The sequence below is a fragment of the Stenotrophomonas sp. YJH_SMC_19 genome (assembly GCF_059367915.1).
Genome location: NZ_JCAFRI010000001.1, coordinates 315,919 through 329,213, shown reverse-complemented (window position 1 = coordinate 329,213; position 13,295 = coordinate 315,919). Strand labels below are relative to the sequence as shown.

The window sequence follows — 13,295 nt, the reverse complement described above, 5'->3', positions numbered from 1 at the left end:
CCGTGGGTCGCGGCGGAGGGCGTGCCGACCAACGGTCGGCACCCACCAGGCACCCACCGGTTCGCGGGTTGCTCAGAACTTCCAGCGCAGGCTGGCCGACACGAAGCGCGGTTCGCCGTAGTTGTTGTAGTCCAGATTCGCCCAGTAGGTCTTGTCCAGTGCGTTGCGCACGCTCAGCGTTGCGGTCCAGCTGTCGCTGATGCGGTAGTTGGCATTGAACTGCACCAGCATGTAGGCCGGCTGGTTCACCGTCACCGTGCCGCCCAGCGGATAGGCGATGTTGTAGCCCTGCACCTTGCTCTGCCACTGCACGCCACCGCCAACGCTCAGGCGTTCCAGCGCACCGCGCAGCTGCAGCTGCGTGTTGAGCTGCAACAGATCCTTCGGCGGGTTGGCGTACAGCAGGTCGGTAGCCGCGCGGGTGACCTTGACGTGGGTGTAGCCGGCATTGACCGTCCAGCCCGGCAGGATCTCGCCGTTGACGTCCACTTCCCAGCCGCGTGCCTTGGTGCCGTTGACGCCGATGTAGGCGGAGGTGCCATCGCTCAGCGAACCTTCCGGCACGCCCATGTCGCGCACGGCGTAGTTGTCCTGCTTGGCCTCGAACACGGCGGCGTTGGCGGTCAGGCGGCCGTCCAGCCACTGGGTCTTGATGCCCGCTTCCAGGTTCGAACCCTGCACCGGTGCCAGCAGGTTCTCGTTGCGGTCCTTGAAGTTCTGCGGGTTGAAGATCTCGGTGTAACTGGCATAGGCCGACACGTTCGGGGTGATGTCGTAGACCAGGCCCACGTAGGGAGTGACTTCATCGCTCACCTTGTACGCGCCGCTGGTGCCGGTGTAGGTGCCAGCGGCGTTGTAGGAGCGGGTGAGGGTTTCCCAGCGGCTCAGGCGTGCGCCGGCAATCAGCGACAGCGGATCGGCCAGGCGCAGGCGGGTGGCCAGGTAGACGCCACTCTGCGTGGTCTTGGCCACGCGGCGCGCGCCGGTGCGGCGGTAGGTCACCTCGGAGATGTCGCCGTTCCAGTTGTACACGTTGGGAATGTAGTAGCAGCGCTCGCGTGCACCCGTGGCGCTGACACACGTTGCCCAGTCGCTCGGGAAGTTCAGTGCCAGGGTATTCGTCGTGCCTTCCAGGTCCGACCACTGTGCGCCGAGCGTCACGTCGTGGTCGCGGCCGAACAGATCGAAACTGCCGGTCAGGTAGGCGTCGACGTTGCGGCGGGTGTCCTTCGAATCACCGGCGGCTGCACGCAGGAAGATGCCCGAGCCGGTCACCGGGTCCGGCTCCCCGGTGCCGTACAGGCGCACGTTCTGCACGTTGCCACGGGTATAGGCGGTGTTGATCTTCAACAGCCAGTTGTCGCCGAAACGCTGTTCCAGGTTGGCGAAGGCGGTGTTGCTCTCGCGCTTCCAGTAGCTCCATTTCGGCGACAGGTTGGTCGAGCGCGGCAGGTGCGCGAAATGGCCCTGGTTGTCGAAGAACGGCACGGTGCCCCAGGTCGAGCCGGTGGGGTTGTTGTCCTGGCTCTGGTAACCGAGGGTGATCGTGGTGCTGTCGGTGACGTCGCCTTCCAGCACCGCCATGCCGGCCATCTTGTTCTCGTCGTAGCGGTCGTAATACAGGCCACGTTCGGTGTAGGCGGCGACCACGCGGCTGCGGAAGCGGCCGTCGGCGGTCAGCGGCGCGGTCACGTCGGCCTCCATGCGACGGTAGTCCCAGCTGCCGGCGCTGACCGCGAACGACGCATCGAATTCCTTGCCCGGGCGCTTGCGCAGCAGGTTGACCGTGGCCGACGGCACGCCGGCGCCGCTGAGCAGGCCGTTGGCGCCGCGGATCACTTCGATACGGTCGTAGAAGGCGGTGTCGTACTCCTGGTTGGTGGAGCCGCTGTAGGTGGGAATGCCATCGACCTGGAAGTCGGTGATGGCGAAGCCGCGCGCGTAGTACAGCGGGCGCTGCGTGTCATAGAAGGACACGCTCACGCCGGTTACGTTGCGCATCACATCGTTGATGCTGAACAGTGATTCGTCCTGCAGGCGCTGCAGGCTGATGGCGGTGGCGGACTGCGGGGTCTCCTGCAGGGTGATCGGCAGGCGCGTGGTGCTCGACGGTGGTGCGGACTGTTCGGCGCGGACGCTGACCCGGTCCAGGGTCTTGGCATCGGCAGTGCCATCGGCGGCGGCGAACGCGCTGGGCGCGGCCAGCAGGGTCAGCGACGAAAGCAGGGCAGCCGGCAGCAACGCGCGGCGGGGCAGGCGGTTACGGAGGATCAGGGACATGGTGGGCTCGAGGCTCGGAAGCGGGGAAGGGCGGCAACAGTCGTCCAGCACCCGGGCGGCGGCTTCGGGCACGGTCAGGTCCATCTGGGGAGGTGCGATCACTGCACAGGACGCAAATGTAAATAATTCTTAACAACATTACAATTCGCGTCATTTGCAGGGGCTCTCCGGCGCAGAGCAGTGGCGGGCCGGGGTCGGATCCTGTTGCCGCAGGCAATGGGCTCTGACCCCATCATCGGATCCCAAGCGCAGGTCAGAGCCCTTCCGTGCGGGAGGGATCCGACCCACCTCGCACAAAAACAGACGGCCACCCGAAGGTGGCCGTCCGTCTGCATCGAAAGCAAACTGCGGGCTTACAGCGCCTGCAGTTCCTCGTTGGCGTTGCGCTTTTCCTTGGCCGCTGCCGGCACTGCAGCCGCAGCAGGCGATGCCGCGTTCGCATCCACCGGCACCTCCAGATACGGCAGATGCAGGGTCTGGCTGGTCAGCGTACGGATCTCGTTGACCAGCGCGGCGCTGTCGTTGAGCTTGCGCCCGTACGACGGCACGATCTCGCGCAGGCGGGCTTCCCAGCCGGCCTTCATCTGGTCCGGGAAGGCCTTGGCCATCAGGTCCAGCATGATCGGCGGCGAGGTCGACGCACCCGGCGAAGCGCCGAGCAGGGCGGCGATGGTGTGGTCCTTGTCGGTCACGATCTCGGTACCGAACTGCAGCACCGGGCCCTTCAGCGGATCACGCTTGATGATCTGCACGCGCTGGCCGGCGGTGACCAGCTTCCAGTCACCCGGCTTGGCAGTGGGGAAGTACTTGACCAGCTCGGCCTGGCGGTCGGCATCGTTCAGGCGCGCCTGGCCCATCAGGTACTGCACCAGGTCCAGGTTGTCCTTGCCCACTTCCAGCATCGGGCCGACGTTGTTGTGGTTCACCGACGAGTACAGGTCCCACCACGAACCGTGCTTGAGGAACTTGGTGCTGTACAGCGCGAACGGCCCGAACAGGACCACCGGCTTGCCGTCCAGCTTGCGCGCATCCAGGTGCGGCACCGACATCGGCGGCGAGCCGGTCTCGGCCATGCCGTAGGCCTTCACGCCGTGGCGCGAGGTCACGTCCTGGCCCTGGAAGGCGAGGAACTGGCCACCGACCGGGAAGCCGGCGTAGTCCTTCGATTCCGGAATGCCGGACATCTGCAGCAGCTTCAGTGCAGCGCCACCGGCACCGATGAACACGAAGCGGGCGTGGGTGGTGGACTCGGTGCCGGCCTTGAGGTCCTTCACCGTCACGTTCCAGCTCTTGTCGGCGTTCTGCCGCAGCGCGCTCACTTCGTGGTTGAGGTGCAGGCTGAAGTTCGGGCTGCGCTGCAGGCCGGCGGTCAGCTGGCGGGTGATCACGCCGAAGTTGACGTCGGTGCCCAGCGGCATCCAGGTCGCGGCAACCTTCTGCTTCGGGTCACGGCCTTCCATCAGCAGCGGGGCCCACTGCTTGATCTGAGCCGGATCCTCCGAGTACTGCATGCCGTAGAACAGCGGATTCTTCACCAGGGCCTGCTGGCGCTTGTGCAGGTAGGCGATGTTGTCATCGCCCCAGACGAAGCTCATGTGCGGGGTCGGGTTGATGAAGTCGCTGGGCTGGCTCAGCCGGCCTTCCTTCACCTGGTGCGACCAGAACTGGCGCGAGACCTCGAACGATTCGGCGATGCCGACTGCGCGCTTGGTTTCGATGCTGCCGTCGGGCAGTTCCGGGGTGTAGTTCAGTTCGGCGAAGGCCGAGTGGCCGGTGCCGGCGTTGTTCCAGCCGTCGGAGCTTTCACCGGCGACGCCGTCGAGGCGTTCGTAGACCTGGATGTTCCAGTCCGGCTGCAGTTCCTGCAGGTAGGTGGCCAGGGTGATGCTCATGATGCCGGCGCCGACCAGCACAACGTCGACGGGCTTGTCGTTGCTGGCGGCGGGCACCGAGCGCTGGGTCAGCGGCCAGTACAGGAACAGCGCGGCGGCCAGCAACAGCAGCACGAGCAGGGCGAGAAGAGCCTTGCCAAATTTCTTCATGGGGGCGGGATCGTTGGCGGAGGGGAAGGGGTCAGGATGCGCGTGGGGCAGGGAAAGGGCGTGAAGAAACAACGCCTTGCAGCATCCATATGCGATTCTAACCGGATCCGGTCTGTTTTTGATGCAACGCAGCATCCGGCGTTTCGCGCCATCCTCACCCGCTAGCGCCGGGTGATGCCCGGCGAACGAAGCCTTGCCAGCGTCAGGCCATCCCTGGCGACAGCTTCACTCAGACCAGCTCAAGAATCTCGTCGCCGGCCTCATCAATCTCGCCGGTCGGGCGCCAGCCCAGGCGCCGGTAGAAGCCATGCGAGCGCGAGCGTGGGTCGGCCGAACAGGCCAGGAACAGGCGTTGGTGGCCGGCATCGCGGGTCAGGCTGACCACGTCCTGCAGTAGCTGGCGACCGAGGCCGCGGCCTTCATACTCGGGCAGCAGGGCCAGCACCAGCACCTCGCCGCTGTCGCGGTCGGCGAAGCAGTAGCCGGCCATGCGCTCGCCCTCCCAGGCGACGCGGCCGATCGAATCGCCCTGGGCGATGCCGGCCGCCCAGCTGTCCTCGGTGATGCCCAGCTCTGCCAACTGCGCGGCGCTGAAGGCGTTTTCGCGGGTGCGCCCGCGCAGGTCGATGCAGGCGGCGGCATCTTCGGGGCGCGCATCGCGGACGAATACAGGCATGCAGGGCATCCTTGCGGTGATCGGCCGACCAGTATCCGCATCACGCATGGACCCGGTGTGGAGGTTGCGTGGAGATTGGATGGAGTAAAAAAGGGACGGAGGGGATTAAGTCGCTTTCGACCCGACTTCTCCATGGCCCGGGCTCGACAACTCCTGACTACCAAGCGATGCATTCCGAACGCTTGGCTGCCCTGGTGGTATCAGGTCGCAGTGAGGCCCTCCTGTCGCAGCAAGGCAAGGTACCTTCCACCTTCATCGTCAGCGTCGAATATGTCCTCGCCATCCAATGCATACGCCCTGAGCAGGTACTCAAGGGCCCGATCCCGCTGCCCCAGAAGTTCGTTGCATTGGCCAACGCGATACAGGATGAAGGGATTGGTATGCCCGTCCGGACCATTCAATGCATCCATGAAGTACTTCAGGGCGGTCACTACGTCACCAGAAAGAAAGCTCGCGTCTCCAAGTGAAGCACAGAGCCACGTGTAGGCCTCCCAATCCTTGGCAGGAGCTGGCAACGCTTCTAAAGCCTGCAGCCAACACCGAGTCGCGCCAGCATGGTCATCGGCATCCATGAGGACGTTTCCCTGCTCTGAGAGGTCAGTGACCCGCTCATAGATTTCGTCAGGAAGTTCCATTCGGTTTGACTCACAATTGGCAAGCTTTCCAGCCTACGTAAAACAAGTACATCTGTCGGCTGGCAATTGAGCTATTCGGTGTCGCAATTGCCTCGAATTTTGGCCGCGTGAGCCGAAAGCGGGTGCCGACCAAGATCTACATCCCCTGGGAGGCCAGCTCAGCGCTTGCGCCGGATCAGTGCCGAGGAGGCCTCCAGCACCGCGCGGGTCAGCAAGGCCATGGTCTGCACGTCGCCCTTCCAATGCTGCCAGTACAGCGGCACGTCTTCCCACGCGCGCTGGCGCACGTAGACCAGGCGGCCCGCGTCCAGGTGCCGCTTGACCAGCGGCAACGGATTCATCGTCCAGCCCATGCCGCCAAGGTTGGCCTGCACGAAGGCGCGCGTGGACGGAATCCACCAGGTCGGCGCGGTGCTGGGCAGGTCGTCGCCGGCCATGCGCCGGGCGAAGCGCGACTGCATGTCGTCCTTGCGGTTGAACACCAGCACCGGGGCCTGCGCCAGCGCCTGCGCGGTCACGCCCTTGGCGAAATGACGCTCGCGGAACTCGGGGGTACAGGTGGCGGCGTAGCGGATGCTGCCCAGCGCATGGATCTGGCAGCCCTGCACCGGCTCGTCCAGGGTGGTCACCGCGCCCAGCACCGTGCCCTGGCGCAGCAGCTCCACGGTGTGGTCCTGGTCCTCCACGCGCAGGTCCAGCGTAGTGCCGGTGGTCTGCGCGAACTGGTAGGCCGCCTGCGGGAACCAGGTTTCCAGGCTGTCGTGGTTCACCGCCACCGGGATGCTGGCCTGTGGCAGGTCCTCATCGGCCAGGCCCATCCGGTGCAGCGCATCGTGCTCGAGCAGGGCGGTCTGCTCGGCCAGCTGCACCAGCAACTGCCCCTCGGCGGTGGCGGTGGCCGGGGTGCCGCGCTTGACCAGCAGCCGGCCGATCCGGTCCTCCAGCGCCTTGACCCGCTGCGAGATGGCGGACGGGGTGACATTCAGCGACTGCGCGGCGCGGTCGAAGCTGCCTTCGCGGATCACTGCGGCCAGGGCACGCAGCTGGGCATGGTCGATACGCATCGAATTAAGTTCCGCTAATGTTGGTTTAGGAAGTTTAGCTCGTCTTTTTCATGTTGCGGCGCGACAATGGCGCTCGTTCCGGTGCTGTCCGCCTTCGCGAGGCACCGTCCCCCCAAGCAAGTAAAGGCAGTGAATCCCATGTTCTCGGTCATCTCCGCCAGCACCGGCCTCGGTGCCTGGTTCTCTGGTGCAGCTACCGGCATCGGCCTGTTCGCCGTGGTCGGCGCCCAGAGCGCCTTCATCCTGCGCCAGGGCATCCTGCGCAAGCACATCGTGCCGGTGGTCGCCACCTGTGCGGCCATCGATGCGATCTTCATCTTTGCCAGCGTGGCCGGCCTGCGCACGCTCACTTCGGCGCTGCCGTGGCTGACCACCGCCGTGCTGTGGACCGGCGTGGCGTTCCTGGCCTGGTACGCGATGAAGTCGGCGCGCCGCGCGATCGCCGGTGGCGGCGGCATGGGCGAGGCTGACAGCGACGACGGCAGCCGCCGCGCGGTGCTGATGGCCGCAGTCGGTTTCTCGCTGATCAACCCGCACTTCTGGCTGGACATGATGGTGATCGGTTCGATCGCCGAGAACTTCGGCAACGCCCGCATGGCCTTCGCTGCCGGTGTGGTCACCGCCAGTTGCCTGTGGCTGACCGCGCAGGGCCTGGGCGCGCGCCTGCTGGCGCCGCTGTTCACCAAGCCCAGCACCTGGCGCGTGCTCGACGGCACCATCGCGGTGATCCTCAGCATCCTGGCCCTCACATTGGCGGTGCGCGGGGTCCACTGACCCGGCGCACGCCCCCCGAACCCACGTCCTGACTCTCTCTCCAAGGTAGTGGTAACGACGGCACCGGCAACGGTGCCGTCGTTTTTTGTACGCCACTGGCGGGCCGGGCACTGGCCTGCCTAGAATCGGCCAGCCGGGACAAGGGGTCCAGGCAGGGGGAGAGAAGGATGCACAAGCGCTGGCTGGCCGCCATCATCGTGGCGGGATTGTGGTGTGGAACCGCTGCTGCGATCGATCTGGGCGCCTATGTGCGAGCGGACAAGTTCGGCGATGTCATGCTGTCTCCCGGGGGCGATTATCTGGCCGCGACCGTGCCTGCGGACGGCTTCACCGCTGTGATCATCCTTCGTACGGACGACAACACGCCGGTGGGCAACCTGCGCCCACCACTCAATTCGCATGTCTTCGGCCTGCACTGGGTCAACAACGATCAGGTGATGTTCGGTCTGGCGCAGAAGTTCGGTACCCGCGACGCGCCGTGGGCCACCGGCGAGCTGCTGACACTGGATGCACGCACCGGACGACCGGAACTACTGGTGGGCTACCGCGACCTTGGCCTGCGCGTGCGGCCCAAGTACCGGACGTCGGCCGCGGCGTTCCTCAGTGACGCCCTGCCTGGCGATGATGCCCATGTGGTCATCGCAGTAGGCGGATCGCGGCTGGATGCCAACGGTTATGCGGCCCAGCTGGAACTGGCAAGCGGCAAGCAGCGGCTGCTGGCCCGCGCGCCGATGCCGGGTGCCTCCTATGTGGTGGATGCCCGCGGCGACGTACGTTTCGTACAGGGCGCCGGTACTGACAACGTCCATCGGCTCTACCACCGCAACGGTGGCGACTGGGCGCTGGTCAACGATGAGAAACGGAGTGGTCGCAGCGAGGCGGCGCTGGGCTTTTCCGCCGACGGCCAGCTGGCCTACCTGCTCAGCGAGCAGCCCAGCGGCCCCGATGCCATCGTCAGCTGGAACCCGGCCACGCAGGAGCGCAAGGTCGTGCTGCGCGATGAGGTTGTCGATCCGGCACGACTGATCCGCAGCCCGGGCAGCACCGTGCCGGTCGGTGCGCTGTTCCTGGGAAACACGCCGCATACCCGGTTCTTCGACGAAAGCTCGGACGAGGCACGGTTGTACCGCAGCCTGGAGGCGGCCTTTCCCGGGCGTGCAGTATTCATCACCTCCAGTACCCGCGACGGTCGCCGGCTGCTGGTGGAAACCGGGTCCGGTTCCAATCCGGGCGAGTTCTACCTCTACGACCGCGACCGCAACCAGGCACGCTTCCTGATGGCGCGCAGCGAATGGATTGACCCGGAGAGCACTGCGTCGGTGCGGCCGGTCCTGCTGAAGGCGCGTGACGGGCTGGAGCTCCATGGATTCCTGACAGTCCCGCATGGCAGCACTGGCCGTGACCTGCCGATGGTGGTGGTGCCGCATGGTGGGCCGATCGGGATATTCGACAACGGCAGTTTCGATCACGAGAACCAGTTGCTGGCCGCTGCCGGCTACGCCGTGCTGCAGATCAATTTCCGCGGCTCGGGCAACTACGGCCGTGCCCACAGCCGGGCAGCACTGAAACAGTGGGGGCGCGCGATGCAGGACGACGTGACCGACGCCACGCGCTGGGCGATCAGCGAAGGCATCGCCGATGCCCGGCGCATCTGCATCTACGGTGCCAGCTACGGTGCCTACTCGGCGATGATGGGCGCCGCGCGCGAACCGGGGCTGTACCAGTGCGCGGCCGGCTATGTGGGCGTCTACGACCTGCCGCTGATGTTTACTGGCGGCGATATCCAGGACCGCGATTCCGGAATGAGCTACCTGCGCGAGTGGCTGGGTGATCCGGCCACGCTGGGCGCGGTCTCGCCGGTCAACCTGGCCGAGCGGATCAAGGTGCCGGTGTTCCTGGCGGCCGGTGGCCAGGACAAGCGCGCCCCGGTCCAGCACACCGAGCGCATGGAAGCGGCGCTCAAGCGTGCCGGTACGCCGGTGGAAAGCCTGTACTACAAGACCGAAGGGCACGGCTTCTATACCCAGGCCCATCGCAGCGAGTACTACGGCAAGCTGCTGGCCTTCCTGTCGCGCAGCCTGGGTGGCAAGACCGCCACGACTGCGGCTGCGGACGGCAAGGGCAGGGCGCCGTAACGCAAAGGGCGGCGGATGATCCAACCGCCGCCCCGGTTCCTGCCTGTGCGTGGGCTTACTTCACCCCGTGCATCATCTTCTTCAACAGTGGCGCGGCAATGAAAGCGGCCAGCGCACAGCCCAGGCCGATCCACATCAGCAGCCAGAACAGGTGCGCATAGGCACCGGCGGCGGCCACCATGTCCAGCGATTCGCCTTCCGGCACCTCGATCGCGGCCAGCTTGCCGAACAGCGCGGCCAGCGTCTCCGAGAAGGCGGTGGCCAGGAACCAGGTGCCCATCATCAGGCTCATCACCCGCGGCACGGCCAACTGGGTCACCGCCGACAGGCCGACCGGCGACAGGCACATCTCGCCACTGGCCAGCAGGAAGTAGGCCAGCACCAGCCACCACACGCTGGCCATCTCGCCGGTGGCGCCAACCTGCTGCGCGGCCAGTGCCAGCGGCACGAACGACAGTGCGCCGATCACCAGGCCCCAGGCTGATTTGACCGGCTTGCCCGGTTCCCAGCCGCGGCGGTCCATCCACGTCCACAGCGCGGCGAAGGCCGGTGCCAGCAGCACCAGGAACAGGCCGCCGAGATAGGTGAGCGAGCCGGCGGTCTGCGGAATCACCAGGCAGTCGCGCACCAGCAGCACCAGCATCAGCACGACGATGGCGGCGAAGAACGTGCGCGGCGCAGCCGAACCCGGACGACGCTCGGACAACCGCGCGCTGACCACGAAGCCCAGCGGTGCCAGCAGCAGTGAGAGGATCGACCACGGCAGCGGCGTACCGCCGGTGATCACCAGCGAGGGCACGATGTCCTTGGTCAGCAGCCGGTCGGTGAAGGTCACCCACGAGCCGTAGGACTGCTCGTACATGGTGAAGAACACCAGCGCCATGAAGATCAGCACCATCAGCGCGATCATCTGCTGGCGCTGTACCGGCGTGCACTTGCTGCCGGTGAACCAGGCGAACCAGACCAGCACGCCGCCCAGCACCACCACCATCAACATCAGTGCCAGGCTGATTTCACCGCCCAGCGCGAACGCGCCGTTGCCGGCCGCCCACATCAGCCACGCCACCGGCAACACACCGAGCACCGCGCACAGATAGATGAGCCATTCGCGCGGCAGGCCCAGCACCTTGTGCTTCAACGCCGCCGGTTGCGGCGGCTCGGCGTGGCCCTGCAGGTACTTCTGGCCCCACAGGAACATGGCCAGGCCGGCCAGCATGCCGATGCCGGCCGCACCGAAACCGTACTTCCAGCCGTAGGCCTCGCCGAGGAAGCCGCACACCAGCGATGAGAACAGCGCGCCCAGGTTGATGCCGGCGTAGAACAGCGAGAAACCCGAATCGCGGCGCGGATCGTCCTTGGCGTACAGCTTGCCGACAATGGTGGAGATGTTCGGCTTGAGGAAGCCGACGCCCATGATGATCAGCGCCAGCGACAGGTAGGTCACCGCCAGTGCCGAGGTGTCGCGCACCACTTCGCCGTTCACCCGGTACGCAGCGTGGCCTTCGAAGGCCATACCGAGGTGGCCGAGTACCAGCAGGATGCCGCCGAACAGCACGGCCCGGCGCATGCCCAGCCAGCGGTCGGCCAGCATGCCGCCGAATACAGGGATGCAGTACACCAGGCCACCGTAGGCGCCGAGCAGGTCCAGGCCGGCCTTGTCGCCGAACAGGTGGTACTTGGTCAGGTACAGCAGCAACAGCGCCTTCATGCCGTAGAAGGAGAAGCGCTCCCACATTTCGGTGAAGAAGCAGACGTAGACGCCCTTGGGGTGGCCCAGGAAGTCGTCGGAAGCGATAGCGGTGGAATTCATCGCGGAATTATAGGCCTGTGGCCCGATCCGCTTTCAGTAGATCCACGCCATGCGTGGATTGCCGGACTGGCCTGGGCGATCACAGGTACCGCAACCACGCCAGGTCACGCCTTCGCGCCTTGAACCGTGCGAATGCCCAGGTCGGCGAGTACAGCACCACCGCCAGCGCACAGGCCACCAGCAGCAGGCCGCTGACCGAATCCAGGGCATACAACTCGCCATGGGTCGGCCCCCAGGCCGCCAGCGCGCCCAGGTACAGCGCCTTCAGCACATACAGGTGCAGCAGGTAGAAGAACATCGGCGCGGCGCCGATATCGGCCAGCGGGCGCAGCGCACGCGCCAGTGGCGGCCATTCGTACAGGCGCAGCAGCAACAGCCCCACGCCCAGGGTCAACAGCAGGAACTGCAGAGACGGCGGGTACTTGGTGATGTTGAGGATGCTCAGCCAGGTGCGCAGTGCTGTGGTCTGGTATTGCCAAGGGGCATCCCCGTACTCGTTGGCGAACCGCAGTAAGGCGAACAGGGCCAGCGCGCCGACGCCTGCCCACAGCAGCCAGTGCTGACGCTGCGCCGGCGCGCGCTCGCGGGCGAACCAGGGCCCCATCAGATAACCCAGGGCGATCACCCCGATCCACGGCAGCACCGGATAGGAGGTGCGCAGGCGCAGCGCGCCGGCCTCGATCCAGTCGCGCTGGTGCAGCACTTTCCACAGCACCGCCAGCAGGCCATTGCCTTGCACCCGTAATCCGTCGAACAGGTTGTGCCCGGCGACCACCGCGATTGCCAGCACCAGCAGGGCCGGGCGTGGCAGCCAAAGCAGCCCGGCCAGCGCGATCATGCTCAGCCCGATGGCCCAGATCACCTGCAGGTACAGGGTTTCCGGCGGCAGCTGGAAGGTCCAGGCGAAATTCACCAGGGTCAGTTCCAGCACGACCAGGAACAGCCCGCGCTTGAGCAGGAACGCGGCCGTGGCCCGGCGCGGATCCGCCTGGCGCTGGCCGTACAGCCAGGCCGACAGGCCGGTCAACAGGACGAACACGGGTGCGCACAGGTGGGCCAGCAGACGGCAGGCGAACAGCGCGGGGGAGACCGTCGCCGCGTCCATCGGGTCGCTCACCTGGTGCTGCAGGAAGAAGGTCTCGCGCACGTGGTCGAGCAACATCAACAGCATCACGGTGCCGCGCAGCTGGTCGATGGAGGCCAGGCGGGTAGTGGGGGAAGGAGCCACGTACGAGGTTCGGTCGGCGTGACAGGATATAACATTACAAATACGTCTTTCCAGCGTGTGCTGGGCGGTTCCGACGAGCGCGCGCGTCGGCTCAGGGCAGGCAAACCGAGGGGCTCCAGCCCAGCGCCTCGTCGTAGTGGACCTGGATCGCTCGCAGGCTCCCGTCGGGGTTGGCCTTCAAGCAGAATCGGGCGCTGTGGTGTTGCGTGGCGCCGGTCCTGGTGGCCGACAGCGAAACGTCGTACAGGCGTCCGGGCTGCAGCGGCATCGCCGTCTGCCTTGAAATGGCGTTGGCTGGCACTTCTCCGTAGACCACGCAGGCTCCGGGTGGAAGTGGGATCGATGCGGGATGGGCAAAGTAGAACGACCATTGCCGCCGCAGCGGTGGAGTAATTGCGTCATGCACCTCCACACCAAACACCTCCGGAGTTTTACCGATACGCTTGCGCTCTTTCCTGGGTAGTCCGAAACAAGGTTTACCGGCGTGGTCGGTGATCTCGACTGCGCCAATGCGGCTCCAGGCAGATGCGTAATCGCAAAGCGGCATCAGGCAGATCAGGGCCACGACAGCCACGACCGGTGATTTGATCGGGCGGATCCGCAGTGGGTTGTTCATCGGGCGGCTCAGCGTCATCGGTTCAGATCATGAAC

10 protein-coding genes are annotated in these 13,295 nt (G+C 65.9%); 2 read left to right on the top strand and 8 right to left on the bottom strand.

Annotated elements, in window-relative coordinates:
* Nucleotides 1–72: 72 nt before the first annotated feature.
* From AC5P5R_RS01495 to AC5P5R_RS01475, 5 genes are all read right to left on the bottom strand, one after another.
* Nucleotides 73–2,280, bottom strand: coding sequence for a TonB-dependent siderophore receptor (locus tag AC5P5R_RS01495; protein ID WP_060380586.1), 2,208 nt, complete (start codon nt 2,278–2,280; stop codon nt 73–75).
* 353 nt (nt 2,281–2,633) lie between these two features.
* Nucleotides 2,634–4,322, bottom strand: a complete 1,689-nt coding sequence (mqo, locus tag AC5P5R_RS01490; RefSeq protein ID WP_087802937.1) for a malate dehydrogenase (quinone) — start codon at nt 4,320–4,322, stop codon at nt 2,634–2,636.
* A gap of 229 nt (nt 4,323–4,551) precedes the next feature.
* Complete coding sequence (locus tag AC5P5R_RS01485; RefSeq protein WP_099524488.1) at nt 4,552–4,998, bottom strand: GNAT family N-acetyltransferase; 447 nt, start codon at nt 4,996–4,998, stop codon at nt 4,552–4,554.
* A gap of 200 nt (nt 4,999–5,198) precedes the next feature.
* Entirely contained in the window at nt 5,199–5,633 is a 435-nt protein-coding gene (locus AC5P5R_RS01480) for a tetratricopeptide repeat protein (protein ID WP_012479434.1), read from the bottom strand.
* 158 nt (nt 5,634–5,791) lie between these two features.
* On the bottom strand, nt 5,792–6,697 hold the full coding sequence (locus AC5P5R_RS01475; RefSeq protein ID WP_005408522.1) for a LysR family transcriptional regulator ArgP: 906 nt from the start codon (nt 6,695–6,697) through the stop codon (nt 5,792–5,794).
* Between the two features lie 138 nt (nt 6,698–6,835).
* Between AC5P5R_RS01475 and AC5P5R_RS01470 the strand changes: the two genes are divergently transcribed.
* Nucleotides 6,836–7,471, top strand: coding sequence for a LysE/ArgO family amino acid transporter (locus AC5P5R_RS01470; protein WP_005408523.1), 636 nt, complete (start codon nt 6,836–6,838; stop codon nt 7,469–7,471).
* 167 nt (nt 7,472–7,638) lie between these two features.
* A complete protein-coding gene (locus tag AC5P5R_RS01465; protein WP_099524485.1) occupies nt 7,639–9,606 on the top strand; it encodes an alpha/beta hydrolase family protein in 1,968 nt (655 codons plus the stop codon).
* 55 nt (nt 9,607–9,661) lie between these two features.
* Here AC5P5R_RS01465 and AC5P5R_RS01460 read toward each other — a convergent pair whose 3' ends face one another.
* The 3 genes from AC5P5R_RS01460 to AC5P5R_RS01450 all read right to left on the bottom strand — a co-directional run bounded on the left by AC5P5R_RS01460 (nt 9,662) and on the right by AC5P5R_RS01450 (nt 13,278).
* Nucleotides 9,662–11,416 carry a peptide MFS transporter gene (locus AC5P5R_RS01460; RefSeq protein ID WP_099524483.1) on the bottom strand — a complete coding sequence of 585 codons (1,755 nt, stop codon included), beginning with the start codon at nt 11,414–11,416 and terminating at the stop codon, nt 9,662–9,664.
* 79 nt (nt 11,417–11,495) lie between these two features.
* Entirely contained in the window at nt 11,496–12,644 is a 1,149-nt protein-coding gene (locus AC5P5R_RS01455) for an acetyltransferase domain-containing protein (protein ID WP_099524481.1), read from the bottom strand.
* A gap of 91 nt (nt 12,645–12,735) precedes the next feature.
* Nucleotides 12,736–13,278, bottom strand: coding sequence for a hypothetical protein (locus AC5P5R_RS01450; RefSeq protein WP_229298713.1), 543 nt, complete (start codon nt 13,276–13,278; stop codon nt 12,736–12,738).
* Between the last annotated feature and the right edge of the window lie 17 nt (nt 13,279–13,295).

Excerpts from the sequence above, each read along its gene's own strand:
- AC5P5R_RS01495 (WP_060380586.1), bottom strand. The coding sequence starts at position 2,280 with ATGTCCCTGATCCTCCGTAACCGCCTGCCCCGCCGCGCGTTGCTGCCG.
- mqo (WP_087802937.1), bottom strand. The coding sequence starts at position 4,322 with ATGAAGAAATTTGGCAAGGCTCTTCTCGCCCTGCTCGTGCTGCTGTTG.
- AC5P5R_RS01485 (WP_099524488.1), bottom strand. The coding sequence starts at position 4,998 with ATGCCTGTATTCGTCCGCGATGCGCGCCCCGAAGATGCCGCCGCCTGC.
- AC5P5R_RS01480 (WP_012479434.1), bottom strand. The coding sequence starts at position 5,633 with ATGGAACTTCCTGACGAAATCTATGAGCGGGTCACTGACCTCTCAGAG.
- AC5P5R_RS01475 (WP_005408522.1), bottom strand. The coding sequence starts at position 6,697 with ATGCGTATCGACCATGCCCAGCTGCGTGCCCTGGCCGCAGTGATCCGC.
- AC5P5R_RS01470 (WP_005408523.1), top strand. The coding sequence starts at position 6,836 with ATGTTCTCGGTCATCTCCGCCAGCACCGGCCTCGGTGCCTGGTTCTCT.
- AC5P5R_RS01465 (WP_099524485.1), top strand. The coding sequence starts at position 7,639 with ATGCACAAGCGCTGGCTGGCCGCCATCATCGTGGCGGGATTGTGGTGT.
- AC5P5R_RS01460 (WP_099524483.1), bottom strand. The coding sequence starts at position 11,416 with ATGAATTCCACCGCTATCGCTTCCGACGACTTCCTGGGCCACCCCAAG.
- AC5P5R_RS01450 (WP_229298713.1), bottom strand. The coding sequence starts at position 13,278 with ATGACGCTGAGCCGCCCGATGAACAACCCACTGCGGATCCGCCCGATC.